This is a genomic window from Streptomyces sp. WAC05292, from assembly GCF_003949955.1.
In the GTDB taxonomy this organism is placed as follows: Bacteria; Actinomycetota; Actinomycetes; order Streptomycetales; family Streptomycetaceae; genus Streptomyces; species Streptomyces globosus.
Genome location: NZ_RPSE01000017.1, coordinates 16,686 through 42,382, shown reverse-complemented (window position 1 = coordinate 42,382; position 25,697 = coordinate 16,686). Strand labels below are relative to the sequence as shown.

Sequence of the window (25,697 nt, the reverse complement as noted above, 5' to 3'; positions counted from 1 at the left end):
CCGCCCCGGCGCCCTCGTCGGCTTCGACGTCGACCTGACCGCGCAGGAGATCCAGCGGCGCGCCCAGATCCTCGCAGCCCTCGGGCCCGACTGGGACCCGGTCGAGGTGCTGCGCGGCGAAGAGGAGGCGTATGACCTGCTGTACTCGGGCCTGGACGCCGACCAGCAGCGGATCCACGACGACCTCGTCGCCGCCGGGGTGCTCCCCCGCCGCCCGGGCGGTGGCCGTGCTGCCGCTTGACCCGCAGGCCGACCCGGGCCGCCGCGCCTGGGTACGCTGCCCGGGCTGCGACGACGCCCGCGCCTGCGGGCCGTGCGCGGATCGGCGGACGTGCCCGGACCACTGGCGCTACCTGCTGAGCAACACCGGCAGCCTGCTCCACCTGCAGTGCCCGGGGTGCACCCACGTGTGGGTTCACGAGACGGGCTTCGGCGCGACCCGCTCCCGCTGGGACCGCCTCACCGACACCCTCCGCGGCCTCTGACGCGAAGCCCCCACGGGGGCGACGCACGTGCGACGACCCGACGGCCGTCCGCGTGCCCACCCGCCCGATCCCGCCAGACCAGGCCACTTCGCGCCAAGCGCGACGAAAGGCACCCGCGCTGCGGCTCCCCCCGGCTACACAGAGGGCTGCTGGAGCCGGCGGCCGCCACGGCCGTGCTCGGGGGAGGTCTGGACGGTTGCCGACGATCAACATGGCCGTACCGCTCGCGGTCGTCGTCTCCTTCCGCCTGCGCCGGCGCACCCGGGCCCGCAGCCGGGCGGAGGAGCGGACCACGGCCCTCATCATCCCGGCGCCGGGGGTCCTGCTCGCTCCCACCCCGGTCGGCCGCAGAGTCCTGGGCGTCCTGGGCCGGCCGGCCGGCGGCGTCACCCGGGCCGGCCGGTGAGCCCGCGCGCCCGCAGGCCGCGACGGGCGCCGCTGGGCAGGCGCCCGCCGGTACGGCGGCGCACCCGCAGGCCGGCCCGGCGGCAGCGCGCGCAGGAGCGCACAGCCGGTCTCCTGGTGGGCGGGGCCGCGGCGCTCGCCTTCGCGGCGGCCGTGGTCGACTGGCTGCTGACCCACTGGTGGGTCCCGGCCGCGGTCGGCGCCTGCGCGGTGGCCGCCGTCGCCGCCCGGCTGCACCGGGCGCGGCAGCGGGCGCGGTGGGAGGCGGTCCGCGCGCAGGGGCTGCGCTACGGGCTCCCCCGGCTGGACGCCCTGCACCACTCCCGCTTCGAGGACGCGGTACGGGACCTGATGCGCCGGGACGGCTGCGCGGACGCGGTCCGGGTCGGGGGCGGCGGGGACCTGGGAGCCGATGTGAAGGCCACCGACCCCTTCCGCCGGCGCTGGTCTGTTAACTGCACTTCGGTTGGGTCGTTGAGCGGGACGACGCCTACCCCCAAGGAGTCCCATTGCCCAGGGACCTACACCGCGAGCTGATTGACGGACGTACTGACGTACCCCGTGTCGGTGCGGTGATCCAGATGCCCCGCCAGATTCCGCCGTACGCCGTGGCCGACGCTGCCGGCATCTTGGTCGCCCCCGTCGAGTCCTACCTCAAGGACCTCTCCCTCGGTGACAACAGCCCGGCGACCTGTCGCAGTTATGCCAACGACCTGCTGCGCTGGTTCCGGCTGCTGTGGCTGCTTGGCGTCGACTGGGAAAAGGCCACCGGGGCGGAGGCCGCGACCATGGTCGGCTGGCTCCGCACCGCCAAGAACCCGCAGCGCCGCCGCAGCAACCCGTCGTCCCCGCCACCAGGGTCGGTGAATCCGCGCACCGGCAAGCAGTACCTGAGAGCCGGATACGCGCCGACCACCATCAATCACGCTCTGACCGTCGTCAGCGGCTTCTACGCTTTCCACCGCCACTACGGTCGCGGCCCGGTGGTCAACCCGGTGCCGGAGTCCGTGCAGCGCCGGCGGGCCCTCGCCCACCGCAGCCCGGACAGCCCGACGCCGCTGCACCGCCGGGCCCGGCTGAGGCAGCGAACCCCGCAGAAGCAGCCCCGAGCGATCCCCGACGCGATGTGGGACGAGTTGTTCGCAGCCATGAACCACGACCGCGACCGGGCCCTGCTCCAGCTCTACGTCTCCAGCGGAGCTCGCGCGAGCGAACTGCTTGGCATCACCTTGGGCGACATCGACTGGTCGGGCCAGCAGCTCTACGTCATCAGCAAGGGCACCGACCTGCGCGAACCGGTCCCGGCCAGCCCGCAGGGCTTCCTGCTGCTGGCCGCCTACCTTGACCAGGCCGGGATCCCCGCCGCAGACGAGCCGGTCTGGCGGACCCGGCACGGCGCCGAGAAGCCTCTCACCTACTGGGCCATACGCCGCATCCTCCAGCGCGCGAACACCAAGCTTGAAACCAACTGGACCCTCCACGACCTGCGGCACACCGCCGCTCAGCGGATGGCCAACGACGCCAACCTGACCCTCTCGGAAGTACGTACGATCATGCGACACGCCGCCCTGGCCACCACGGGCATCTACCTCAACACCCGCATCGACGACCTCTTCGACAAGCTCCAGGAGCACTACAACCGGCCGCGCGTCGAGCGGTCCTTCGCCCCCGGCTATGACCCCGCTGACATCCAGGCGGTGTTCGGTGGCTAACGTCCACGGCACGCTCGTCCCCACCTACACCGCCCGCAACCGCCGGACGGTGTTCCGGGACATGACCTTCGACGAACCGGTCGCCACCCGCTTCCCAGACGCCGCCGTGAAGGCCGCCCCGGCTCCGCGGCCGGACGACCCGCCGGCTCCTTTCGGCGACCTGTCCCGGACGTCGGTCCTGCAGCTGTGCTCGCTGGTCGAGCAGTTCGCGCCGGGCCTCACTCACTCCACCTACGTTAAGCGCCGCCGCGGTTTGCGGCTCCTGTTCGAGCACCTGGAAACCCTGCCTGGCGCGGACTGGCAGGCCAAGTGGGAGAACAGCCCCTTCGACGGTGACAAGGCCTTGCCGGTCAATACGCTCGTGGTTTCCGGATCGACCCAGGACCGGCAGGCCGTGACATCGGCGGCAAAACTGGCTTTCTGCGCGCGCGTCATCCGGCCCTCAGTCGGCGGGTTCCGCGCCAACAGGTTCGGCGATTACCCCGAAAGCTTCGGGTTGGCTAGCCACGACCCGGCCCTGGAGGCGTTCTATGCGGCGGTCGATGCCCGATCCAACCTCGGTCTCAGCCACCGCATCCGCGTCAAGTTCGACATCGCCTGCGCGCTCACTACGCAGGGGATCGGACTGGAACACCTCACTCCTGAGGCCCTGCTGCACTATTCGCTGGAATGTCGGCGCCTCGGCGTCACTCACGGTGCCAGCAAGGACCAGTCGTGTTTCGCAGCCCGAGGGGCTTGGGAGATTCTGCACTCTACCGGGCACTTCCCGCCCGGCACCCCCGCGACGCTGCGGAAGTTCATCTATACCGGCCAGCTCACCCCGGAGCAGCTGGTCGACCGCTACCCACTGCGCAATCAGGGGATCCGGCGGTTGATCATCGACTACCTCCTACGCAGGCAGGCCGACACCGACTACGTCACTCGCGACGGCTTGGCCCGCATTCTGGCGGGCACCTTCTGGTCGAAGATCGAGCAGATTCACCCTGACCAGGCCAGCCTCGCCCTCGGCCAGGACGTCTGGGACCAGTGGCGGGCACATGTCGCCTTCTGGGAGAGGGACCGCGCCAAGGAGCGGAAGAACACCGAGTCGATTCTCCTGGCGATTCGCGGCTTCTACCTGGACCTGCAGTCCTGGGCGGTCGAGGAACCTGAGCGCTGGGTTCCCTGGGTGGCTCCATGCCCGGTCCGGCCCGAGGACCTCAAGGGCTTCTCCAAGCGCCGGCGCGAGATCAACCGGCGGATGGCCGACCGCACCAGGCAGCGGCAGCCGCTGCTGCCTGGCCTGGTCAAACACGTCGAAGAACGACACGAACGGTTCTGCGGACTGTTAGAAGCGGCACGGCAAGTCGGCCTGGGAGAGTCCTTCGAGCACGGTGGCCGACGCTACCGCCGCAGCGACTCAACGAAGGACCAGCGACGGTTCAAGATCGAGACTGAGCCCCCAGTCCGCATCCACGACGAGGACACCGGCGAGCTGATCAACGTCACTTTCGCCGAGGACTCAGCGTTCTGGGAATGGGCGGCCATCGAGGTCCTGCGGCACAGCGGCATCCGTATCGAGGAGCTGTCGGAACTCACTCACCTAAGCGTCCGACAGTACGAGCGACCGAACGGCGAGGTCATCGCCCTGCTGGTCATCACTCCGTCGAAGAACGACCGTGAACGAGTGATCCCGATGTCAGCGGACCTCTTCCACGCGATCGCCCAGATCATCCGCCGCCACCACCGCGGCGGACAGACGATCCCGCTAGTCAGCCGCTACGACGGACACGAGAAGACCTGGTCTGACCCCATGCCCTTCCTCTTCCAGAGGCAGGTCGGCAGCATCCGCAGCGTCCTGGCGACCGGCACGATGCTCAACATGCTCCGCCGCACCTGCAAGGCGATCGGCGAGACGAACAGAGCATTTGCCGGCCTTGCCTTCACACCCCACGACTTCCGAAGGCTCTTCGCAACCGAGATCGTCAACGGCGGACTCCCCATCCACATCGGTGCCGCACTGCTTGGCCATCTCAATCTGCAGACCACTCAGGGTTACGTCGCGGTCTTCAACGAGGACGTCGTCGCGCATTACCAGCGGTTCCTCAACAACCGTCGGGCCCTACGCCCGGCCGCCGAATACGGCGAGGTCACTGAGCAGGAGTGGGCAGAGTTCCAGGAGCACTTCGAGAAGCGGAAGGTCGAGCTGGGCAGCTGCGCGCGCCCCTATGGGACCCCCTGCCGGCACGAGCACGCTTGCATCCGCTGCCCCGTACTCCAGGTCAATCCCAAAATGGTGGCGCGACTCGATGAACTGGAGAAGGATCTGCTCTTGCGGCGACAACGTGCTCAGGCGGAATCGTGGCTGGGGGAGATCGACGGGATCGATCAGACCCTCGTCTTCCTCCGCGGTAAGCGCGCGGAAGCCCTCCGCCTCACGCGAAGGACCCCTGTTGATCTGGGGCTCCCGCGGCCACGTTCCTAGGAGCCATTGTGACCACCCCGCTGAGCCCGACGACCATCCAGCGACTGGCGTTCGTCCGCTTCCTCCACGAGCAGGGCATAGCCCAAAGCAGCCAGCCCGAGCCGCTGTCAGCAGCCGCAGTCCTGTCGTTCCAGGATGCGGTGGAGCACTTCTTGCTGATAGCCGCCGACCATCTGAAGGTCAACCTGCCGAGCAGCATGCAGTTCCTCCAATACTGGGAGAGGCTGAACCCGTCCATGCCCGTCGGCCAGGAACTGCCCAGCAAGCAAGCCCTCGACCGGGTGAACAAGATCCGCGTCGCACTCAAGCACTACGGAACGATCCCTTCAACTCAGGCAATCTCCCAGGCGAAAGCGGACGTGACCACGTTCTTCACCGATGCGACACAGATGATCTTCAATGTCGACTTCGGCACCGTGGACATGGTGGACCTGGTTGCGAGGGAGGAGACCAGCAGGTTTCTTCATGAGGCGCACACCCACGCCGTCGCAGGAAACGTCATCCCGGCGATGGCCGGCTTGGTCCTCGCCATGGAAGAACTGCTCGACTACTACACAGGCGACAACCAGCACCAAAGGCACTGGCCGACGAACCCGTTCCAGTTCGGCCCCAAACTCGATCGCTACCGAGACCCCACGTTCCCCCTCGACACTGCGAAGCCTGAGCTGAAGCAGATCGAACGACTGACCGAGTCGGTCAGTCGTATCCAGCAGGCGATGCAGGTGATGGCACTCGGGATCGACTATGCAAAATACATCCAGTTCAGGGCAATCTCGCCAGCCATCGGCCGCTACTTTGCGGGCCCTATTCGGATTCACTTCTCGCCCGCACACCGGTCGCTGACGCTGGACGATTACAAAGCGTCGCGGCTCTTCGTCATCGAGTCTGCCCTGCGGGCAACTAGAGCAGACGCCACCCTCGCAAGGACGGCGTCCCACTACTCGGCGATCGAGGAAGTAGCGACAACAGCTAAGTACGTCTTCGAAGAGATGCACTGGACAGGCCCAGCCGAACCAGCACTGTAGTTGCCGTTCAGGCGCCCGGGTGAAGTGCAGAGAAGGGTGATCCAGTGCAAGCACCGCGCCAAGGGCCTGGACGGCTCGGCGGTGGGCACGCCGGACCTCCAGGTCCTCAACGGCACCGCGCGCCAGGTGCACGGCGCCGACGTCGCGGTGATCGTGACGAACGGCCGGGTCACCAGGCCGGCGGTGGCCTTCGCCGCACAGCAGCGCCTTCACGTCGTCGACCGCCAGACCTTGGCCGTCTGGGCGGCCGACTCACGCCCCCTGTGGGAAGTCCTGCGCTCCGTCCCCCCGCCGCGCCGCCCGACCCCCCGCTCGTAGCGGGAAACGGCCCCGGCCGCCGTGGTCAGGTCGGCCAGGCGACGGTGCCGTTGCGGACCACCAGGGGTTCGGGGCGGTCCGATTCGTGGAAGCGGGTCCAGCCGAGGGCGACCGCGCCGTCGGCGTGGCGGTGGCGGTCGACGGCCCTGGCCGCGAGCCGGGAGAGGAGCACGCCGACGTCGTCGAACTCGTCGGGGTGGAGTTCCTGCCGGCTGGTCAGCGCCCAGCCGCCGGAGCCCGGGCCGTCGCGGCGGACCAGTACGGACACCAGGGCGCCGCCCGACGAACGGGCAGGGCCCGAGCCGCCCAGCAGGGGCCGGTGGTCGTCCTCCGCGCCCGGGGCCGCGTACGGCTCTGCGGGTACGGGCTCCGGCCGCGGGCCGAGGCCGAGGTGCAGGCGCAGTTCGGTGAGCTCCGCCTCGGACAGGTCGTCGCGGAGGTCCACGGCGAGGACCACTTCATACGTGTCGGACATGGCCGCAGGCCAGCGGCCGGCTCCGACGGTCGGCTGAGCCGCCGGGTGCGGATCGCCCTGGATGCGGGCGTGCAGGTGTTCGTCGTGCCGGCCGTCGGCGTGGAGCAGGGCGCTGCGCAGGGTGCCTTCCAGGGGGAAGCCCGCCTGGAGGGCGACGCGGCAGGAGGCCTCGTTCGCGACGGAGTGCGTGATCCTCAGCCGGTGCAGTCCCAGTTCGTCCAAAGCCCACCGGCTGACGCGGGCTACGGCCGCGGCCATGACCCCGTGCCCCCGGCCCTCGGGCAGCAGCCAGTACACGAACTCGGCGCTGCCGCCCGCCAGGTCGACGTCGGCCAGCCCGACCAGGCCCACCGGGCGTTCGCCGGAGGGCGGGGTGATCGCCCAGACCGCCGCCTCCTCGGCGCGCCAGCGCCCGCCCCACCGCGCGATCTTCTCGCGGGCGCCGGCGGGCGTCAGGTCCTCGGGCCGATTCCAGTGCCGGATGCCGGGGTCGCGGCAGGAGTCCGCCAGGGCTTCCGCGTCGGTGTCGGTCTCGCGCCAGGGGCGCAGCAGGAAACCGGCGCGGAGGGCGAACTCCGGCTGGTCGCCCGCTCCCATGGCGCCGGCGGGGAGCACGGGCGGTATCGGATGCATCCGATCATGATGTCAGCCCGCCCTGTTAGCGTCGCCGCACCGTTGTGCAGGGGCAACGAATCGGGAGGGTGCGGGTGGACGTCCGGGGAGGCGGGGCGGTCGGGTACCGCTCGGCGGAGGCGGTCGCGCGGGCGGCCGGGGAGCTGATCGGCGGGGACGGCGGCAGCGTGCCCGAGTACGAGGCGCTGCTCGACGCGGTCGTCCGCCTGGCCGGACGGGACCGGGGCGCGCTCGCTGCGGCCCTGCAGCCGGTCGTGGAGCAGTGGCCCGGCCCGTACCAGCCGCAGGCGGCCGCCGCGAGGCGGCTCCTCGCGGTGGTCCGCAGCGCGGCGGGACCGGTCGAGCCGGGCCCCGCGGAGGCGTCGCGCTGGCTGGAGACCTGCCAGCACGAGGCGGTCGACCTGGTGCTCGCGGCCCGGGCCGGCGAGGTCTGCTCCCTGCTGCGCCGCGGTGCGGTGGTGCCGATGCTGCTGGCCACCTCCGACAGCGCGGACGGCACGCTGGATCCGCGCGAGCTGGTGATGCGGCTGACGGAGTACGAGCAGGCGGGCGCCCGGCCCGGGCCCGCCGACCTCGGGCAGGCGCTGCTGCGGTGCGGCGGCGGGCCCGCCGACCCGGACGTGGTGTCGGCCGCCGAGGAGTTGGAGCTGCCGGAGGGGCCGCGGGTCGCCGCGTGGCTGCGCGCCGGCGGGCTGCCGCAGCCGGAGCTCACCGTGGAGCGTGAGCCGGGCGAGCCGGAGCCGCCGAGCCGCCGGCGGCGGGCCCGCGTGGGGCGGCGGATCCTCGTCGGCACCGGGGAGCTCCCCGGGCGGGGGGACTTCCCGCGGCCGTTCTGGTCGCTGTTCCGCCGCTTCGAGCCGCTGATCGGCTGCAACCACCTGCTGCTGCGGTCCCGCGAGCGGCACGCCGCCGCCGCGCTGCCCTGGCATCCGGAGATCGTGGCGTCGCGTCTGCTGACGCAGGTCGCGGCGACCGCCGACCAGAACGGCGCCGGTGACGGCAGCCCGGACTTCCTGCCGGCGCTGGCCCGCAGCTCGGGCCCGGCCGGGCCGGCCGTGCACCTGGCCGTGGCGTACGGGCTCGGGGCCCGGCCCGACGCCGCCCGCGCCGCGGCGGTGGAGGCACTGGCCGGACTGGCGGCGCGCGGCCGCCTCGACGGGGCGCTGCTGGGCGCCCACTTGGCCCGGCTGGTGCTCCTGGGCACGCTGAAACTCCCGGTGGTCACGGCATCGCTCCGTGAGGCCGCGGAAGCCCCGGGCGGCGCGGCCGCCGTGTGGCCGGTGGCGGCCGCGGCCCTCCCCGAGCTGCTGGCGCCGCCGGCCGCGGGCGGGCCCGTACGGCCGCATGTGCCGCTGTTGGCCCTGGCCGCGGACTGCGCCGCGGCCTGCGGCGCGCGCGGCACAGTCCCCGGCGTCGACGCCCTCGCGGCCCGGCCGGGCTCGGCCCCCTCCACCCGCGAAGCCCGCCGCCTCCACACGACGCTCGCGGCCCCGGCGTGAGGCGCGGCGTCCCGGCTCACCGGGTGCCGCGGGCGGGCCCCGGCGGGCAGCCGGTGGTCCGGGGCGGCCTTCGGCCCGGCGCATCCGATGGCACCGGCAGCCTTCCGACGGCGATGCTTCCGCGGTGAACGCCCTTCCCCCGCCGCGCGACCGGCACCTCCTGCCGGTACGGGGCCCGCGGGGCTGCGGCTTCGTCCTCGGCTATGCGGACATGCGCGACCTGGTGGCCGGCCTGGTGCTGCCGCAGGCGCGTCGATGTACGTCATGAGCGCGATGGAGACGTCCCGCGAGCTCGTTCGGCACTCCACGGGTACGAGTTCGCCACCAAGGCTGTCACGCACGCGCTGTCCGCCCTGGAGCCCGTCCTCGCCGACCGTCTCGCCGTGCAGGAGCCGCTCCACGGCCTCATCGCGCGGGCCGCGGACGCCGGGCTGATCACGGCCGGACTCGCCGCCGAACTCGACCGCGGCCGGCTCCTGCGCGACCGACTCGCGCGGGGCGCCGCGTCGAGCGCGGCCCTCCCCCCGCTTCGGGCGGTCGCCTTGGTGCGTGCCGTCTTCGAGGCCGTCTCCCCACTCCTGCGCCCTGCGTCGGCGGGGCCGACAGCCCACGAGGGGGGCGGAGCGGGCCTCGCACGACTGTGGGGGGAGTACCGGCGCGGACCATTCCCAGAAGGCTTCCGCGGCGTGGACGTCGACGGCGTGGACCTGACCCTCTTGGACGCCGACGTGGCGGGCGTCGTGCAGAGCGAGCTGTCGGGCGGCCTCGACGGCAGGGGCGTCGCCGTGCTCTGGCGCTGCATCGCCACTCTCGACGGGATCGTTCCCCTGCTCCACGAGGAGTACTGCGCCTCCTGCTTCAGCAGGCTCAGGGCCATGGCCCGGGTCGCGGCGGCGCCCCACACCCCCGCCGCGACCTGACCGTTGCGGGCGGGCTCAGGGGATGCGCCACTGCTGGGACTTGTTGTTCGCGGTGCAGGGGGTGACCGTGAGTTGCCGGCCCGCGCCGTTCGACGTCAGGCAGCCGCCCTGGAAGGCGATGTCCTTGATGGTGTAGGCGTTCGAGGACGGGACGCGCTCCAGGTTCCACCAGAGTCCGCCGCCCGCGCCGCCCAGTTCCACGCGCACCGTTTCACCGAAGTGGGTGAGGGCACGGGCGAGGGGCTGGCCGCTGGAGGAGCACACGCGGAAGCTCTCGTAGCTGCCGCGCTCGTACACCCACCCGAAGGCCGTGGTGCCGCCCATGACGACCTGCGTTCCCGACGCCTGGCTGTTGGAGGCCAGGCCGACCTTGAGGCCGTCGCCGACGCTGGTGATGGCGCCCCACACGCCGCCGCCGCAGCCCTGGAGCGGGGTCGAGCCCGAGCCGCCGCCGGCCCCGCCGGACGGGGTGCCGCCCGACGGGGTGCCGCCGCTCGGGGAGCCGCCTGCGGCGTTCTGGGCGGGGGCCGGCGCAGGCGGCTGGGCCGCCCCTGCACCACCCGGCCCGCCGGGGGGCGTGCCGGTGCCGCCGCCGCCCTGCCCGTCCGCCGGGTCCTGGGCCGGCGGCGGGGCCGCCGACGCGGGTGGAGGGGACTGCGTGCCGCCGGTGGCGGTCGCGCCGGGGGCTGCACCGCCCGGGGCCTCGGCGGACGCCGACGCGGCGGGCTGCGCCCCCGCGCCCCGCGCCTCGGAGTCCCGCGCCCACGGCGCCACCTGCAGGACGGTGACGGCCACCGTGGCGGTCACCGTGACCGACACGGCGACCGGAACGACGACTGCCGCCGGAAGCCGGAACTTTCGCCACCGCTTCTTCCGCTCGCCGCCTGCGGGCTGCCCGGCGGCCGCGGCGACGACCGGCCCGGCCGGGGCGTCGAGTTCGCCCAGGGGCCGGCCGGCCGCCGCCCGGCGGGCCGCCGCGGCCATCACGGAGGCGTCGGCGTACCGCTCCTCGGGCCTCTTCGCCAGTGCCCGGGCGACGAAGGCGCGTACGGGCCCGGGGAACTCGCCGGGGAGGTCGGGCGCGGGTTCGCGGACGTGCTTGAGCGCGATCTCGATCACCGAGTCACCGCTGAACGGCGGTTCTCCGGTGAGCAGTTCGAAGCAGACGACGCCCATGGAGTACAGGTCGGAGGCGGCGACGGCGCCGAGGCCCTCGGCCTGCTCGGGTGCCATGTACAGGGCGGTGCCGAGGACGGCGTGGGAGTCGGTGATGCTGGTGGTGGCCGCGCTGGAGCGGGCGATGCCGAAGTCGGTGACGGTCACCCGCCCGTCCTCGGCCACCATCAGGTTCGACGGCTTGATGTCGCGGTGGGTCACCCCGCTCAGGTGGGCGGCGTGCAGCGCGTCCAGGGCCTGGGCGGCGATGTCGAGCGCCTGCTCGGGCGGGAGCGGGCCGGACCGGGAGCGGAGCTCGCCGAGGGTGCGGCCCTCGATGAGCCCCATGACGATGTACGCGACCCGCTCGCCCGTCTCCAGGGGGCTCTCGCCGTAGTCGTGGACGTCGACGATGCCGGGGTGGCTGAGCGAGGCGAGGACGGTGGCCTCGCGTCGGAAGCGGGCGGCGAAGCCGGGCGCGTCGAGCAGGGCGGGGAGCAGGACCTTCACGGCGACCTGCCGCCTGAGTACCCGGTCGTCGGCGCGCCACACCTCGCCCATTCCGCCGCCGCCGATCCGCTCGGTCAGCGCGTACCGGTCCCCGAGGACCGTGCCCCGTCCCCACATGTGTGCTCCCCCGCGATGCCGGCTGCCCGGTGGTCCGTACAACAAGTGCAGTGCGGGACAGGGTACTTGGGGTCGGTGTCGTTCCCCGCACGGCAGCTGGGGCCTGTCGCGAAAGTGGATCTTGTTCGTTGGTGATCACGTCTCGTGGGGCGGATCAACCGCCTCAAGCGCCACCGGGCCGTTGCCACCCGGTACGACAAACTCGCCGTCCGCCACGAAGCAACCGTCCTGGTCGCAGCCATCGACGAATGGCTGCGACCAGCACGTCCCGACGCCCCTCAGACGATGTCGAATTCGTTGCCCTCGGGGTCCTGCATGGCAGCGGCGTAGAACCCCGCATCCGGATCGTCCTTGATCCGCAGCACGGTGGCGCCGGCTTTGACCAGCCGCTCCACCGTAGCCTTGACCCGCTGTACGCGGACGTCCAGTGGGACGTCACGGCCCCCACCGACCTTCAGGTCGAAGTGCCACCGGTTCTTGGCGGCCTTCGGCTCCGGAACCTCCTGGAACCACACCCGTGGCCCGCGTCCCTCGGGATCGATGATCGACTCCGGAATGTCCCCGGCGCCGGCCGGCAACTCTGCCTCGGGCACCCCCACCGCCGCCCAATAAGCACGCCACGTGGCATGCCCGTCGGGCGCAGGCTCAGGCACATAGCCCAGGGCCTCGGACCAGAAGGCCACCATCCTCTGCGGATCGGAGCAATCGATCGTCAGCTGCACTGTCATCTCCATGCGCGGAGCCTGCCAGGCAGGTCTGACAGCCGATCCACTTTCACAACAGGCTTTAAGCGGTCGTCCCCCAGTGCCAGAGGAGGTCGCCGCCCTCGGGGAGGGCCGACCAGCGGGCGGCGGCCGCGTCGAGGCGCGGGCCCGTGCGGGCCAGGGCGTCCGGGCCGATCGGGGGGCGGCCGACACCGCGGCCTTCGGCGGGCAGGCCGCGCCACACCCGGTACGCCCAGTTCACGGACAGCTCGGCGGCCAGCACGGCGTCGCCGCCGCGGCGCAGGACCTTCATCCCGGAGCGGCGGTGCCGGCCCGGGGCGAGCAGCTCGAAGCCCTGGAAGGTGGCGCCGCGCGCCACCGCGCCCCAGAAGCCGTCGTCGATGCCGAGGGCGGTCTCGACGACGGCGTGGACCAGGTCGTGCGGCAAGGTCGGGCCGACGGGCTGGGCGGGCAGCCTGACGTCCGGGCCCTTGCGGTGGCGGACGAGGATCTCGTGCTGGTTGTCCGGCAGCTTCCGGAAGGACATCTCCATCGGGGCCGACGGTAGACGCGGCGCCGGCCGCCGCCAAGCCGGTTTCAGCCCGCGGCGGGCTGCGCGGCCTCGGCAGGCGCGGCGGGCTTGGCGGGTGCCGCGGGCTTCGCGGGCTTCGCGGGCAGGCCGACCGTGCCCGCGCAGCCGAGCGTGTCGCCCGTGACCGGGGCGCCCTCGGCGACGTTCCGGTCGTAGGTGACGTGCCGGACGGTGACGGGGTCCCTCCCGACGGCCACGTCGAGGGTGGTGCCGTGTCCGGGGACGGCCCGGAGGCGGGCGCCGGGCAGGGCCGCCGCGACCGTGGCCGCGTCGTCCTCCCGGCCGGGCGCGTACCGGATGACCGGCGGCCCGGCCGGCCGGGCGGCGGGCGCCGCCGCGGAGGTGTCCGTCACGACGAACGCGTCGGCGCGCAGGGCCGCCGCGACCGCGGCGTCGTCGACGCGCACCCGGATCCCCGCCGGGTTGGTGCGGGCGGGCGCCGCGTAGGCCGGCTGGATGCGGGTGTCGCCGGTGATCGGCCGGTCCGCGGCCAGCGCCGCCCACAGCGCCCGGGAGCGGGCCTCGTGCCACAGCAGGGTGGAGCCGACGCCGGGCACACGGTGGTCGAACTCCCGGATGGGGACGGTGGCGAACTCGGTCTGCCCGGCCTTCAGCCGGCCCAGGGCCCAGGCGAAGTGGACGAGGTCGTCGAAGCCGGTGCCGGCGTCGGTGCGGACGGACTTGAGGAGGGTGCGGACGGTGCGCGCGGCGCCCACCGGGTCGGTGAGGGTGCCCTCGGCGGTGAGCCGGCTCAGCAGGTCGGAGACGGTGCGCTGCTGGCGGCGGACCCGGCCGAGGTCGCCGGGGCGGTTGATGTGGCGGGCGCGGACGTACTGGAGGGTGCCGCGCCCGTCGGTGCGGTGGAGGCCTGCTGGGATGTCGAGCCCGGAGTTCTCGTCCTTGAGGGGCTTGTCGGTGCAGACGACGCCGCCGCCGATGCCGTCGACGGCCTGTTCGAAGCCGAGGAAGCCGGTTTCCAGGTAGTGGTCGATGCGCAGTCCGGTGGCCTTCTCCACGGTGCGGACGGTCATGTCGGCGCCGCCGAGCGCGTACGCGCCGTTGATCTTTCCGAGCCGGGCCGGTTCGGTGTCCTGGGCGTAGGCGACGTAGGAGTCGCGCGGGATGGAGACGACGCTGGCGCGGCGCTCGTCGGCGGAGAGGTGGACGAGCATCATCACGTCGGTGCAGTTGCAGCCCTTGCCTCCCACGTTCAGCCGGCGCTTGTCGGCTGCCGAGATGCCGGTGCGGCTGTCGATGCCGACGACGAGGATGTTCGTACCGCGGCCGGGGGCGCCGGCCGGGCCTCCGGCGGCGGGGCGTGCCTCGGCGGTGAGGGAGGAGCCCGCGGCGAGCGTCGCCAGCAGGGTCAAGGCAGTTGTGAATCGGCGCAACACACACCCCCATAACGTTCCTTTTCGGGCATCGCAGACAGTAGTGGTCGGTGGGGGCGGGGACGGGGCTACGCGCCGGGAGCCGGCCGAGCGCCGCCCGGGTAGTGGGCGGCCACGTTGTCGGCGGCGGGCCGCAGGCGTCCGGCCGGGCCGCGGGAGAAGACCCGCAGGACATTGGCCGTGACCGTCCGGGTGAAGGCCCCGGCCCGTCCGTCCAGGCCGTGGTTGGCCGTGCCGCCGGGGCCGGCCGCGTCGAGCGCCTCGACCCACCTCATGGTGCCCGTCGCGAAGACGCCGGCACCGCCGGGCAGGGTCGCGTACGCGGAGTCGGCGTGCGTACGGCGCCCCTTGCACACCACCGGCGAGTGGGCGACGATCTCGATCGGCCGCGGGGTGGGCCGGGCGGTGTCGACGCGGTCGAACTCGACGCCCACCAGGTGGGGGAAGGACTCCCCGCGCCGCACCCCGGTCCCCGCCATCAGCCAGTGGTCCGGATCGGACACCACGTACGGGGCGTCGACCGGGTACCCCTCGTACAGGACTCCGAGGAGGCTGCTCTCGGGGTCGGGTGCCGGCGCCTGCCGGAAGTCGTTGGTGGGCGGCAGCCCGCGGCGGTGGCCGGGGTCCTTCGCGTAGTCCTCCTTGAAGCAGACGACGGTCCGCCGCGGCCCGACCGGCGACGGCTCGTAGCGGATGCGCCGGTAGCAGCAGTTCGCCCCGAACACCGCAAGGTTCATGCCGGCGTCCCGTGCGCGGGTCACGTGGAGCCGCTGCTCGGGGCTCCAGTACTCGTCATGCCCGAGGGAGAGCAGGGCGGTCGCCCCGTACAGCAGGCCGGGACGGTGGGCGACGTCCGCACCGGTGGCGTAGGCCAGCGGGACGCCGAGCCGCTCGGCCAGCGCGAGGAGGGGCGCCTCGAAGAAGAGGAACTGGCCGGCGCCGTGCCGGTTGGCGTAGGGGCGGTCGAAGGAGACGGCGAGCGAGCGGGAGCCCTTCCGGCCGGTCGCGCCCTGGTACAGGTCGGCCCCGCCCCACCGGTTGTACGCCTGCCAGGTGGCGACGGAGTTGACGAGGACCGTACGGCCGACGGTGGCGGCGCTGCGCAGGGTGACGGGGACGAACCGCTGGGCGCGCCCGTCGACGGTGTCCAGCCGCAGGAGGTAGCAGCCCTCCGGCCAGCCGGCGGTCTGCAGCAGCACCGAGCGCTCCCAGTCGGTGGTCACCGTGCGGGTGGCCGGTTCGAGGCGCGCGGGGCTCTGGCGGCGGCCGCGCAGGGGCCCCGAACGCCACACGAGGCGGGCGCGGGCGCCGCCGTACCAGCCCATCCGGTAGGCGCTGACGGTGTAGGCGGCGGAGGTCGTGGAGACGCGGAGGCCGATCGGCTCGCCGGGCAGCACGCTGGCGCGTTCCGCGAAGCCCTCGACGGCATGCGCGGCGCCGGGCCGGGTGACGCGCCACCCGGGGTCGCCCGGGCGCCGGTTCTCGGCCGCGACGTCGAAGCCGCCCCGCGGCGCCGCGGCCACCCCCCGACCGCCGGGCCGGCGGCCCGGACGCGCGGCGGCAGCCGACCCGGACCACGGCCCGGCGACGACGGCGAGCGACAGACCCGCGATCCCGAGCACCCGCCGCCGCCCGGCCCGGCCGGGGCTCGACTCCAGCCCGGGGCCGGGGCCGGGGTTCGGGCCGGGGTCGGGGGTTGCTTCCGCAGTCCCCTCCGGGCCGCGAGCGGGCCGGAGGCCATCGCCGGGCCCGGAACGCGGGGCCGGCTCCTGCCCGTCGGTTTCGCCGCGTTCGCTCCGTCGGTCCATCGCAGCACACTCCGGGCGTGAGTCGTCGTCCGTGCGCACTCCTGTGTAGCGGAGCGACCGGTGGGGGCGGCGCACGCGGCCGTTCACGGCGCGCCGCGCGGAGTGGGCCGCCAGGGGGAACGCGGGGTGGAAGTGCGTCGTTGGGACTCGTATGACCGTACCTGTGACACCGGACATCCCCGAGACGCTGGACCGGCGCGAGGGCCCCTACGGGGAGGTGGTGCTGCGCCGGCGCGGCACCACGTACGAGATCATCGCGAACGGCTGTTTTCTCATGGACACCTCGGACGGGCGCTCCGAGCGGATGCTCGTCGATGCCGCGTACCTGGCGCTCGACCCGCCGCCCGGCTCCCGCCCCGGCCTGCTGATCGGAGGCCTGGGCGTCGGGTTCTCGCTGGCCCATGCCGCCGCCCGGCCCGACTGGGGCCGGATCGCCGTCGTCGAGCGCGAGGCCGCGGTCGTCGACTGGCACGTCAGCGGGCCGCTCGCCGAGGTGTCGGCCGCGGCGCTGGCCGACCCGCGCACCGAGATTCTGCGGACCGACCTGGTCGCCTACCTGGCCGGGTCCGCCGACCGGTACGACGCGCTGTGCCTCGACATCGACAACGGCCCGGACTGGACGGTCGACGAGGACAACCGCGGCCTGTACTCGCCCTCGGGCCTGGCGGCGTGCCGGGACCGGCTGCGGCCCGGCGGCGTGCTGGCGGTGTGGTCGGCGCAGCCGTCCGCCGCGTTCGAAGCCGCCCTCCGGGCGGCCGGGTTCGAGGACGTGCGGACGCAGGAGGTCCCGGTGGCTCGCGGCGTACCGGACGCGGTCCACCTGGCCCGGAGGCCGTGACCGTCCGAGGGGGCTCCCGCGGCGGGTGGGCCGGCCCGGGCGGCTGCGGGGGGACAACCGGGTCGGAGCCGTCGGGGAGAGGGCGCAAGCCGCCTTGCCGGAAGAGGAGTTCCGTCCCGGGCGCCGCGCGGCGGGCGGGCACCGGCTCGTCCCGGCCCCGGGAGCACCCCATCCGGGACGTCCGTGCCGGACGGCTCGCGGACGAGCAAGGGGCTTCCGGATCACCGGCGTTGACCAGCCCGCCGTCCTCACACATCCCCGCACCGCCGCACCGCCGCGTCGCGGTCCGGGGGCGGGCGAAGGCGGGCCCCCTGCTCCGCCGACTGGAGCAGGGGGCCCGCAGGGGCTTCGGCGATCGGGGGCCGGTCGGATGCAGGCGCCTCCGACCGTCCACCCCGGGGAGTACGCGGCGGGCGGGCACCTCAGCCCGCAGGGCGACGCGGGCCCGGCCCCGGGGCCCGTAGCGTCCCAGGCATGATCACCCTGCCTCGGGCGGCCGCGGCCGCCGTCCTCGCCTGCACGCTCGCCTTACCCGCCACTGCCGCCGCCGCGGCGGCGGCCGCGCCCGACTCCGCCTCCGCCCGGCCCACGGCCGCCTCCGATGCCGCCTCCCCCGACCGGATGCGGCTCCCTGCCCCCACCGGCGTCCACGGCGTCGGCAGCACGGTGCTCCACCTCGTCGACCGCTCCCGCAAGGACCCCTGGGTGCCCGCCGCCGACGGCCGCGAGCTGATGGTGACCCTGCACTACCCGGCGGCCCGCCGCACCCACGGGCGGCCGGCCCCGTACGCCACCGAGCCGGAGGCCCGGGAGCTGCTGAAGGCGGCCGGTGTGACGGACCGCCCGTCCGCCGCGCGGGAGTTGGCCCGGCTGCGGACGCACGGCGCGGTGGACGCGCGCCCCGCACCGGGACGGCATCCGCTGGTGGTCCTATCCCCCGGCTTCGGGGCGCCGCGGTTCACCCTCACGAACCTCGCCGAGGACCTCGCGTCGCGCGGGTACGTCGTCGCGTCCGTCGACCACGCCTACGAGTCCTCCGGTACGTCCCTGCCGGACGGGCGGCTGCTGACCTGCACGGCGTGCACGGCCCTCGACGAGGGCGGCGTGCCGGGGAGCACCGTGACCGCCGCCCGCGCCGCCGACACGCGGTTCCTGCTGGACCGGCTGACCGGCCCGGCGCCGGTGTGGCGGCACGCGGCGTCGATCGACGCGTCCAGGATCGGCATGGCCGGGCACTCCATCGGCGGCGCGAGCGCCGCCACCGCCATGCTCGCCGATCCGCGCATCGACGCGGGCGTCAACATGGACGGGGCGTTCTGGGACGCCCTGCCGGCGGGCGGGCTGCAGGGACGGCCGTTCATGATGCTCGGGACCGACGACGACATGCACCGGCCGGGCGGCGCCGACACCACCTGGGACACCACCTGGCAGGCGCTCGGCGGTTGGAAGCGGTGGCTGACGGTGGCGGCGACGGACCACTTCAGCTTCTCGGACGCACCCGTCATCCAGCGGCGGTTCGGCCTGCCCGCGGGGGACATCCCCGCCGAACGCGCCCTCGCCGTGACCCGCGCCTACACCGCCGCCTTCTTCGACCAGCACCTGCGCGGGCAGCCGCAGCGGCTGCTGGACGGGCCGGACGCAGCCCATCCGGAGGTGCGGTTCCACCAGCCGTGAGGGGGCGCGTCCCGTCTCCGCCCGGCGGGGGCGGGACGCGGCTGCGCGCCGGTGCAAGCCGCGCACCGGGGACTCGGCCGCACCCCGGAAGCCGGCCGTGCCAGCGGGAGCAGACCGCGCGGCGGAAGCCGGGCCCACGGCGGGAGCCGGGCCGTACGCCTGGGGACGGCGGTTCAGCGGCCGGCCGCACGGGCGGCGTCCAGGCGGCGGGCGGCCGCGCCCGCCGTGCGTTCCGCTTTGTGGAGGGCCTGCTCGGCCTGCCGGTGCCGGGAGCGGGCGGCTCCGGCGGCTTCCTCGGCGGCCTCCAGGCGGATCCGCAACCGGGAGAGCTCCTCGCGGAGTGCCTCAACCGCCGCGGAGGTCCGGTCCAGCTCCTTCGCCGCCCCGGCGAGCGCCGTCCGGGCGCGCTCCCGCTCCTCCTCGGCCGCGGCGACCGCCCGCAGCGCCGTCCCGACACGAGCCTCCAGGCGGGCGGCCCGCCTCTCGGCAACGGCATCCCCCGCCGGCTCCCGGGCCGCCGCCTTCCCCGCCGGCGGTTCGGTCCGCCCGGCGGGCGCCTTCCTCGCCGGCTTCCCGGTCGGCTCCGGCGCCAGTCCCCGGGTCGGCTTCTTCACCGGTTTCGGCGCCCGCGGTCCGGCGGCCCGCGCGGTCGCGCGACCGGCCGGCTTCCCGGCCGGCGCCGGGGCCGGCCCCTCTGTCGCCGCCTCGGCCGGCTCCTCCGTCCGTCCGGGGGCCGGCTTCCCCGCCGGTTTCCCGGGCCGCTTCCGCGGTGGTTCCGCTTCCTTCCGCTCGCGGCGTGCCGCAGCAGGTGCGGGCTCCCCCGGCCCGGCCCCGCCCGGGTCCGCCCCCGGCCCCCGTTCCGCCGTGTCGGGCGTCGTGCGGGTCAGGGCGGCCAGGGCGGCCGGGCCCGGTTCGAGGCCCTCGAAGCCGAGTCGCGGGGCGGGGGCCCGCGTCAGGTGTCCCGCGGCCCAGTCCCGGCCGGACTCCTCGTCGCCCGCCAGGCCGTGCAGGACGGCCTCGACGTCCCGGGCCAACGCCTCGCCGCCGCGTTCCCCCGCGCCCTCCGCCAGTGCGGCCGCGTCACGGGCCAGGCCGGCCGAGAGCCGGTTCCGCTCGGCCGACAGTTCCCGGATCCGCCGGCCGTCGAGCTCGCGGTGCGCCCTGCGCAGGGCATCGCCCGACTCCAGGAGCTCCGCCACCCGCTCGGGCTCGGCGGCGGCCAGCAGGTTCGCCGCCCACACCGCGAGCGCCGGGCGCCGCAGCGCGGCGAGTGCACGGGCGGCCTCCTGGTCGCCCTCCCGCCTGGCCCGGGCCGCGTACGCGTTCCTGGCCGCCACGAACCCGCCCGGGGGGAGCGCGTACAGCTCCCGCATCACCGCCTCGACGTCCATGCCCCCACCATGGGGCGCCGTCCCCGCCGCCGCCTCCCGCGACCCGCCGGGGCCGGCCGGAGGCGCGCCCGGACCGCGGCGGCGTGTCAGTCGGTGTCCTCCCGGGCCAGGGCCAGGGCGAGGTCCTGGAGGATCTGCTCCGTCGAGACCGGCGGATCGGCCTCGTCGTGGGCGTCCGCGAGCGCGTCGAAGGCGGTGATGAAGCCGTTCACCAGCGCGCTCAGCGGCGCGGACATCTGCTCCAGGACGGCCATCCCGACCTCCTGGGCGCCGGCGTCCGCCGGGACGACGAACTGGGTGGGCATGACCTCGGCCAGCACGTCGGAGACGAACCCGGCGTCGGCCCCGGAGCGGAGGGCGGTGAGCGCGGCAATGGCCTTCAGTTTGATTTCGTTCTCCGTCATCGGACGAGCTTAGAACGCCCCTCGGCCTCCGCGGCCGGCCCCCACCGCCACCGAAAGAAACAGAAAAGTTGTTGAATATCGTCTGACTGGCCGGATATCTTTGGCAGATTTGGCGACTGGCGCACTGATGTTCCATCATCGTGACTGCACGTCAGCTTCGGCGTGCGCCGAGGAGGCGGGGGCACGGGGGTTCCCCGGTCACACCGGATGGTTCCGCAGGCGGGCTCACGGCCCCGCCGCGCACGGTGGCTCCCGCCCCGGTATCCCGTCACCTAGGCAAAGGCCCATGTCCGCCCAGCAGCTCTCGGACCTCATACGTTTCGCCCGCCTCAACTCGCCCTTCTACCAGGAGCTCTACGCGTCCCTCCCTGCCGGCGCCGACCGCCTGTCCGACCTCCCGGTCGTCGACCAGCGGCGGTTCTGGGAGGCCAACGCCTTCCCCGGCAGCCGCGTTCTGACCGGCCCGCTCAGCGAGGCCACCGTCTTCAAGACCGGCGGCACGACCGGCGCCCCCAAACTCTCCGTCTACACCCGCGACGAGTGGCGCACCTTCGTCACCTCGTTCGGCCAGGGGCTGGTGGACGCCGGCCTGCGGCCGGGCCACCGCGTCGCAGACCTGTTCTACGCGGGCGAGCTGTACGCCAGCTTCCTCTTCATCCTCGACTCCCTCGCCCACGCCCCCGTGGACAACGTCCGCCTGCCGGTCGGCGGCGGAGCCCCGCTGGAGTCGACGGTTCCGACGCTGCGGGACCTGTCCGCGCAGGTCGTCGCGGGCACGCCCACCACCCTGTGCCGGCTGGCCGAGCACCTCGCGGCCGCCGGCGACCGGCTGGAGTCGGTGGAGCTGCTGCTCTTCGGCGGCGAGGCCCTCTTCGACGACCAGCGCCGCCTGCTGGCCGCCGCGTTCCCCCGCGCCGAGGCCCGCTCCGTGGGCTACGCCAGCGTGGACGCCGGCCTGCTCGGCCGGCCCGTGCCCGGCCCCGACGCCCGCGTGCACCGCGCGTTCACCCCGTACTCCGTCGTCGAGATCCTCGACGACACCACCGGCGAGCCGATCACCGAGCCGGGGCGGCCCGGCCGGGTCGTCGTCACGAGCCTCTTCCGGCGCCTCATGCCGATCATCCGCTACCCCGCGGGCGACCGCGCCGAGTGGACCGGCAGCGCTCCCGGGCACTTCCGCATCCTCGGCCGCGCCGAGGAGGGCGTACGCGTCGGGCCGGTCTCGCTCCACACCGACGACGCGCAGAACGCCGTCGCCGCCGCGGACACCGGGGGCCGGGTCGTCGGCATGCAGCTCGTCGTCCGCCGCCGGGACGGCCGGGACGGGCTCGTGATCCGCCTCGCGACCGCTCCCGGCGACACCGGCGACGGCCTCGACACCCTCGCCAAGTCGGTCGTCACGGAACTGGAGGCGGCGCGGCCGCTGTACCCGCAGAGCGTGGCCGCCGGCTTCGTGCACCCGCTGTCCGTGGAATGGGCACGCCACCGCGACCTCGCCGTCAACCCGCGCTCCGGGAAGCTCGTCCGGGTCCTCGACGAGAGGCCCACCGCATGACCGCCGCACCACCGTCCGCGCCGTCGCCCGCGCCCGCGGCCGCGCCGGCCGGGCAGCCCGCGCGGCGCGCCCCGCTCGTCCTGCGCAACCAGGCCTTCGGCGCCGTGTGGCTGGGGCAGGTCCTGACCCAGGCCGCCGTGCGCATGTTCCAGGTCGGCGTCTCCTGGTGGCTCGTCGCCTACGCCGTCCGGGACGCCGCGGGGCTCGCCTCGGGGCTGTTCATGGCCGTCTGCACGCTCCCGGCGGTCGTCCTCGCCCCCGTCGTGGCGAAGGCCGTCGGCCGGTACGCGCACCGCTCGGTGCTGCGGACCGCCGCCGGCCTCGCCGCGGCCTCCGCGGCCGTCCTCGCCGCCGGGGCGCAGGCGGGCGGGCCGCCGCTCGCGGGCGTGTACGCCGCCGCCCTCGCCCTGGCCGCCTGCCAGGCGTTCTTCGACCCGTGCCTGACGACGTCGATCCCCGAACTCGTCGACGACGAGGACATCGAGGCCGCCACCGGCTTCGAACTGTCCACCCAGTCGCTGGCCGGACTCGGCGGGGCGCTGCTCGGCGCGCTCGCCGTGGACCGGGCCGGTGTCGCGGGGCTGGCGGCCGGCTGCGCCGCCGCCTACCTCGGCGCCGCGGTCCTCGTCGCCACCGCCCGCTTCCGCGGCCCCGCCGCCGCGGACGGGGGGACGGCGGCCGGCGGGGCAGCGCCGGGCGGGCGCCCGCTGCGCCGCATCCTGGGCGAACTGCCTTACGTGCGGCGGATCCTGGTGTGCTTCACCGCGGCGAACCTGTTCACCGCCGCCGTGTTCGTCGTCATCCCGCTCTACACCCGCTCCGTCCTCGACGGCGGGGGCGGCACGGTGGCCCTGCTGGAGGCCGCGCTGGGCACGGGCGCGCTCGTCGGCGCGTTCACCGGAACGCGGATTCCCGGACGGCCCACCGTCGCCGGCGCGTACTGCCTCGGCCTGATGGCCGTGGCGCTGGCGCTGCCCGGCCTGGCCGCGCACCCCGCCGTGGCGGTGTGCGGGCTCGCCGTGGCCGGCTGGTGCGCCGGGGCGGTCAGCGTCCGGTTCGTCGCCCTCTTCCAGCGGCTCGTGCCTGCCGCCGACAAGCCGGGCTTCTTCGCCGTCATGCAGGCCGTGCTGGGCGCCTCCCTGCCGGTGGCGTCCCTCGTCTTCGGCTCCGCGGGGGACCTGCTGTCCCCGCGGACCCTGTGCCTCGTCCAGGGCGCCGGCCTGCTCCCCGCCGCCCTCGCCCTCGCCCTCCTCGGGGCGCGCACCCCCGAACCCGATCCCGAACCCGACGCGGCCGCCAACTCCGCCGCCGGCGCCGAGGGAGGCGGCCGGTGAAGCCCGTCATCACGCAGGCCTCCCCGGCGGACATCGCCGAACTGCGCCAGCTGTACTACGCCGTCTACGGGCCCCACTACCCCGTGGCCCTCGGCACCGACCCCGCCGAGATGGCCCGGCTGATCGAGGACCCGCACTCGCTGTGGCTCGTCGGCCGCTGCCCCGGCAGCGGCGCCCTGACCGGGTCGGCAGCCATCCACGGCGAGTCCGGCAGCCGCATCGGCCGCCTCGAAGGCATCGCCGTGCACCCCGGGCACCGCTCCGGGGGCCTGGCGGGCGCGCTCACCGCCGAACTGTGCGCCGGCATGCTGGACACCGGGCGCCTGGACTCGGTGTACGCGACCGTGCGGACCGTCAGCGCCGGCCCCCAGCGGGTCGTCCTGCGCAACGGCTTCCGCCCGCTCGGCATCCTGCCGAACGCGGTCGACCTCCGCAGCCGCGAGAGCCTCGCCCTGTACGCCCGGCACTCCGCCGGCGTCCTGGACCGCCGCAAGCCCGTCACCGAGGTCCCCGCCGCCCTCATGCCGCTGCTGCGCACCGCCGAGGACGCCCTCGGCATCAGCTACGGCGGCGTCCGGGCCGTGTCCGGGCCGGAGCCCGCGCCGGCCGCCCCGGGGGCCGCCGAGCGCCTGGAGGTCATCGAGGCCCCGGCGTTCGTACGCCGCCGCTTCCGGGAGCGGTTCCCCGGCCGGGGGGACTGGTTCTACCCGCTGCACACCCCGAACGTCCTGCTCACCCCGGAGGACGGCCGGTTCGAGGTGTACGCCTACCTCAACCGCACCGGCGGCTACTGCTCCCTGCTCACCGCCCACCCCGAGCCGGCCGCGGCGGCCGCGTACCTGGAGCCCGTCACCCGCGCCCTGTCCCGGGCCGGCGCCGGCTACGTCGAGGCCCTGGTGCCGCTGGACCGCCCGGAAGCCCTCCGGGCCTTCCACGCCCAGGGGTTCGTCGCCGGGGCGCTGTACCCGGCGATGCGCGCCGACGGCGACGGCTTCCGCGACTACGCCGTGCTGTCGCGCTCCTCGGAGCGCATCGACTTCCGCGGCGTCGCCGTCGAACCTCCGCTGCGGCCCTACCTGGACTGCTACGTGTCGGCCTGGGCGTCGACCCACCTGCCCACCCCATCCGAGGTTGCCCGATGAACCCCCATCTCGCGCCGGTGTCCGTACCCGACCCGGCCCTCCTGCCGCACGTCCAGCGACTGTGCGACCTGACCGACCCTTATGCCTGCGGGCCCGCCGAGGACGAGCTGTTCGCCGCCGCCATGGCGGAGTCGCACGCCTGGCACCGCGAGCGGTCGCCGTTCTTCCGCTCGCTGTACGAGGCGACGCCGCCGGCCGAGCCGTACCGGACGCCGCTGGTCCACGCGAACTTCTTCAAGCGCCACGAGGTGCTGTCGATCCCCCGCGAGGACGTCGAACTGCACCTGACCTCCTCCGGGACCACCGGGCAGAAGTCGCAGATGTTCTTCGACACCTGGACGATCCGCTCCGCGCAGCGCATGGTCGCCCGGATCTTCGAGCGCAACGGCTGGATCACCCCCGAGCAGGAGGTCAACTACCTGCTCTACAGCTACGAGCCGTCGCCGTCCCTCAACCTCGGCACGGCCTTCACCGACAACTACCTGTGCGACTTCGCGCCGGCGCGGAGCGTGGCGTACGCCCTGCGCAACACCGGCGGCGGCCACGAGTTCGACCCCTTCGGCTGCATCGCCGCCCTCCGGCGCTTCGCCGAGGACGGCGCGCCGGTCCGCATCCTCGGCTTCCCGGCCTTCCTCTTCTTCACCCTGGAGCGGATGCGGGCCATGGGCATGCCGCCGCTGCGGCTCCCGGAGGGCTCCCTGGTCGTCCTCGGCGGCGGCTGGAAGGGCCACGCCGACCGGCGCATCGGCAAGGAGGAGCTGTACGACCGGGTCACCGAGCAGCTCGGCATCCCGGGCGAGCGGATCCGGGACACCTTCGGCTCCGTGGAGCACTGCATCCCGTACGTGGAGTGCGACCGCCACCGGCTGCACGCGCCCGTGTGGTCGCGGGTGGTGATCCGCTCCACGCGCACCCTCGAACCGCTGCCGTACGGGGAGCCGGGCTACCTGCACCTGGTGTCGCCGTACATCACCTCCGTCCCGGCCCAGAGCGTCGTCATGGGCGACCTGGCCTCGCTCCAGCCGGGCGAGGCCTGCGGCTGCGACGTGCCGACCCCCTGGTTCACCGTCCACGGGCGTGCCGGGGTGAGCCGCAACCGGAGCTGTGCGGTGGCCGCCGCCGAACTGATGAAGGGCATGGCGTGAC

General features: G+C 74.3%; 23 protein-coding genes and 1 pseudogene. 16 read left to right on the top strand and 8 right to left on the bottom strand.

Annotated features, from left to right (window positions below; all coding sequences use genetic code 11):
• From EF903_RS04030 to EF903_RS03995, 8 genes and pseudogenes are all read left to right on the top strand, one after another.
• Nucleotides 1-241: DUF6400 family protein (locus EF903_RS04030; protein WP_125541187.1), on the top strand; the 241-nt coding region annotated here is incomplete at its 5' end.
• Nucleotides 228-485 carry a hypothetical protein gene (locus EF903_RS04025; RefSeq protein ID WP_125541186.1) on the top strand — a complete coding sequence of 86 codons (258 nt, stop codon included), beginning with the start codon at nt 228-230 and terminating at the stop codon, nt 483-485. The genes EF903_RS04030 and EF903_RS04025, both read left to right, overlap by 14 nt.
• 196 nt (nt 486-681) lie before the next feature.
• Nucleotides 682-891 carry a hypothetical protein gene (locus EF903_RS04020; RefSeq protein ID WP_125541185.1) on the top strand — a complete coding sequence of 70 codons (210 nt, stop codon included), beginning with the start codon at nt 682-684 and terminating at the stop codon, nt 889-891.
• Nucleotides 892-1,007: 116 nt separating this feature from the next.
• Entirely contained in the window at nt 1,008-1,427 is a 420-nt protein-coding gene (locus EF903_RS04015) for a restriction endonuclease (protein WP_399420068.1), read from the top strand.
• 44 nt (nt 1,428-1,471) lie between these two features.
• Nucleotides 1,472-2,602, top strand: coding sequence for a site-specific integrase (locus EF903_RS04010; RefSeq protein WP_125541184.1), 1,131 nt, complete (start codon nt 1,472-1,474; stop codon nt 2,600-2,602).
• The gene (locus EF903_RS04005; RefSeq protein ID WP_260614782.1) at nt 2,595-5,066 is read left to right on the top strand and encodes a site-specific integrase; all 2,472 of its coding nucleotides are present in this window, start codon (nt 2,595-2,597) and stop codon (nt 5,064-5,066) included. The genes EF903_RS04010 and EF903_RS04005 overlap by 8 nt, the downstream gene beginning before the upstream one ends.
• Before the next feature lie 8 nt (nt 5,067-5,074).
• Complete coding sequence (locus tag EF903_RS04000; protein WP_125541183.1) at nt 5,075-6,091, top strand: hypothetical protein; 1,017 nt, start codon at nt 5,075-5,077, stop codon at nt 6,089-6,091.
• Between the two features lie 27 nt (nt 6,092-6,118).
• Nucleotides 6,119-6,409, top strand: a pseudogene (locus EF903_RS03995) (restriction endonuclease); the annotation flags it as partial.
• A 25-nt stretch (nt 6,410-6,434) separates the two neighbouring features.
• On the opposite strand, the gene EF903_RS35795 reads toward EF903_RS03995, so the two are convergent.
• Nucleotides 6,435-7,517: a GNAT family N-acetyltransferase gene (locus EF903_RS35795; protein ID WP_312845881.1), complete on the bottom strand. Its 1,083-nt coding sequence runs from the start codon at nt 7,515-7,517 to the stop codon at nt 6,435-6,437.
• A 74-nt stretch (nt 7,518-7,591) separates the two neighbouring features.
• Here EF903_RS35795 and EF903_RS03980 point away from each other — a divergent pair, with 74 nt between their 5' ends.
• Both EF903_RS03980 and EF903_RS34980 read left to right on the top strand, forming a co-directional pair.
• Complete coding sequence (locus tag EF903_RS03980; protein ID WP_125541182.1) at nt 7,592-9,016, top strand: hypothetical protein; 1,425 nt, start codon at nt 7,592-7,594, stop codon at nt 9,014-9,016.
• Nucleotides 9,017-9,399: 383 nt separating this feature from the next.
• Complete coding sequence (locus EF903_RS34980; protein WP_260614781.1) at nt 9,400-9,936, top strand: hypothetical protein; 537 nt, start codon at nt 9,400-9,402, stop codon at nt 9,934-9,936.
• A gap of 15 nt (nt 9,937-9,951) precedes the next feature.
• Here EF903_RS34980 and EF903_RS03970 read toward each other — a convergent pair whose 3' ends face one another.
• The 5 genes from EF903_RS03970 to EF903_RS03945 all read right to left on the bottom strand — a co-directional run bounded on the left by EF903_RS03970 (nt 9,952) and on the right by EF903_RS03945 (nt 15,928).
• Nucleotides 9,952-11,718, bottom strand: coding sequence for a protein kinase domain-containing protein (locus tag EF903_RS03970; protein WP_125541181.1), 1,767 nt, complete (start codon nt 11,716-11,718; stop codon nt 9,952-9,954).
• A 278-nt stretch (nt 11,719-11,996) separates the two neighbouring features.
• Complete coding sequence (locus EF903_RS03960; protein WP_125541179.1) at nt 11,997-12,452, bottom strand: VOC family protein; 456 nt, start codon at nt 12,450-12,452, stop codon at nt 11,997-11,999.
• A 52-nt stretch (nt 12,453-12,504) separates the two neighbouring features.
• Complete coding sequence (locus EF903_RS03955) at nt 12,505-12,975, bottom strand: hypothetical protein (protein ID WP_125541178.1); 471 nt, start codon at nt 12,973-12,975, stop codon at nt 12,505-12,507.
• A gap of 44 nt (nt 12,976-13,019) precedes the next feature.
• The gene (locus tag EF903_RS03950) at nt 13,020-14,384 is read right to left on the bottom strand and encodes an LCP family protein (RefSeq protein WP_260614779.1); all 1,365 of its coding nucleotides are present in this window, start codon (nt 14,382-14,384) and stop codon (nt 13,020-13,022) included.
• Nucleotides 14,385-14,473: 89 nt separating this feature from the next.
• Nucleotides 14,474-15,928: a N,N-dimethylformamidase beta subunit family domain-containing protein gene (locus tag EF903_RS03945; protein ID WP_125541176.1), complete on the bottom strand. Its 1,455-nt coding sequence runs from the start codon at nt 15,926-15,928 to the stop codon at nt 14,474-14,476.
• Between the two features lie 436 nt (nt 15,929-16,364).
• On the opposite strand from EF903_RS03945, the gene EF903_RS03940 reads away from it, so the two are divergent.
• Together EF903_RS03940 and EF903_RS03935 are read left to right on the top strand one after the other, a co-directional pair.
• On the top strand, nt 16,365-17,051 hold the full coding sequence (locus EF903_RS03940; RefSeq protein WP_125541175.1) for a spermidine synthase: 687 nt from the start codon (nt 16,365-16,367) through the stop codon (nt 17,049-17,051).
• 474 nt (nt 17,052-17,525) lie between these two features.
• Nucleotides 17,526-18,725 (top strand): alpha/beta hydrolase, encoded by a 1,200-nt coding sequence (locus EF903_RS03935; RefSeq protein ID WP_125541174.1) that lies wholly within the window; start codon nt 17,526-17,528, stop codon nt 18,723-18,725.
• 173 nt (nt 18,726-18,898) lie between these two features.
• On the opposite strand, the gene EF903_RS03930 is transcribed toward EF903_RS03935, so the two are convergent.
• Together EF903_RS03930 and EF903_RS03925 are read right to left on the bottom strand one after the other, a co-directional pair.
• Nucleotides 18,899-20,116 (bottom strand): hypothetical protein, encoded by a 1,218-nt coding sequence (locus EF903_RS03930; RefSeq protein WP_125541173.1) that lies wholly within the window; start codon nt 20,114-20,116, stop codon nt 18,899-18,901.
• Between the two features lie 86 nt (nt 20,117-20,202).
• Nucleotides 20,203-20,520: a hypothetical protein gene (locus tag EF903_RS03925; RefSeq protein WP_125541172.1), complete on the bottom strand. Its 318-nt coding sequence runs from the start codon at nt 20,518-20,520 to the stop codon at nt 20,203-20,205.
• A 286-nt stretch (nt 20,521-20,806) separates the two neighbouring features.
• Here EF903_RS03925 and EF903_RS03920 point away from each other — a divergent pair, with 286 nt between their 5' ends.
• From EF903_RS03920 to EF903_RS03905, 4 genes are read left to right on the top strand one after another with little or no spacing between them, the layout of a single operon-like run.
• Nucleotides 20,807-22,075, top strand: coding sequence for a phenylacetate--CoA ligase family protein (locus EF903_RS03920; protein ID WP_125541171.1), 1,269 nt, complete (start codon nt 20,807-20,809; stop codon nt 22,073-22,075).
• The gene (locus EF903_RS03915; RefSeq protein ID WP_125541170.1) at nt 22,072-23,409 is read left to right on the top strand and encodes an MFS transporter; all 1,338 of its coding nucleotides are present in this window, start codon (nt 22,072-22,074) and stop codon (nt 23,407-23,409) included. The genes EF903_RS03920 and EF903_RS03915 overlap by 4 nt, the downstream gene beginning before the upstream one ends.
• Nucleotides 23,406-24,551, top strand: coding sequence for a GNAT family N-acetyltransferase (locus tag EF903_RS03910; RefSeq protein ID WP_260614777.1), 1,146 nt, complete (start codon nt 23,406-23,408; stop codon nt 24,549-24,551). Before EF903_RS03915 ends, EF903_RS03910 begins: the two co-directional genes overlap by 4 nt.
• Complete coding sequence (locus EF903_RS03905; protein ID WP_125541169.1) at nt 24,548-25,696, top strand: acyl-protein synthase; 1,149 nt, start codon at nt 24,548-24,550, stop codon at nt 25,694-25,696. The genes EF903_RS03910 and EF903_RS03905 overlap by 4 nt, the downstream gene beginning before the upstream one ends.
• Nucleotide 25,697: the final 1 nt, after the last annotated feature.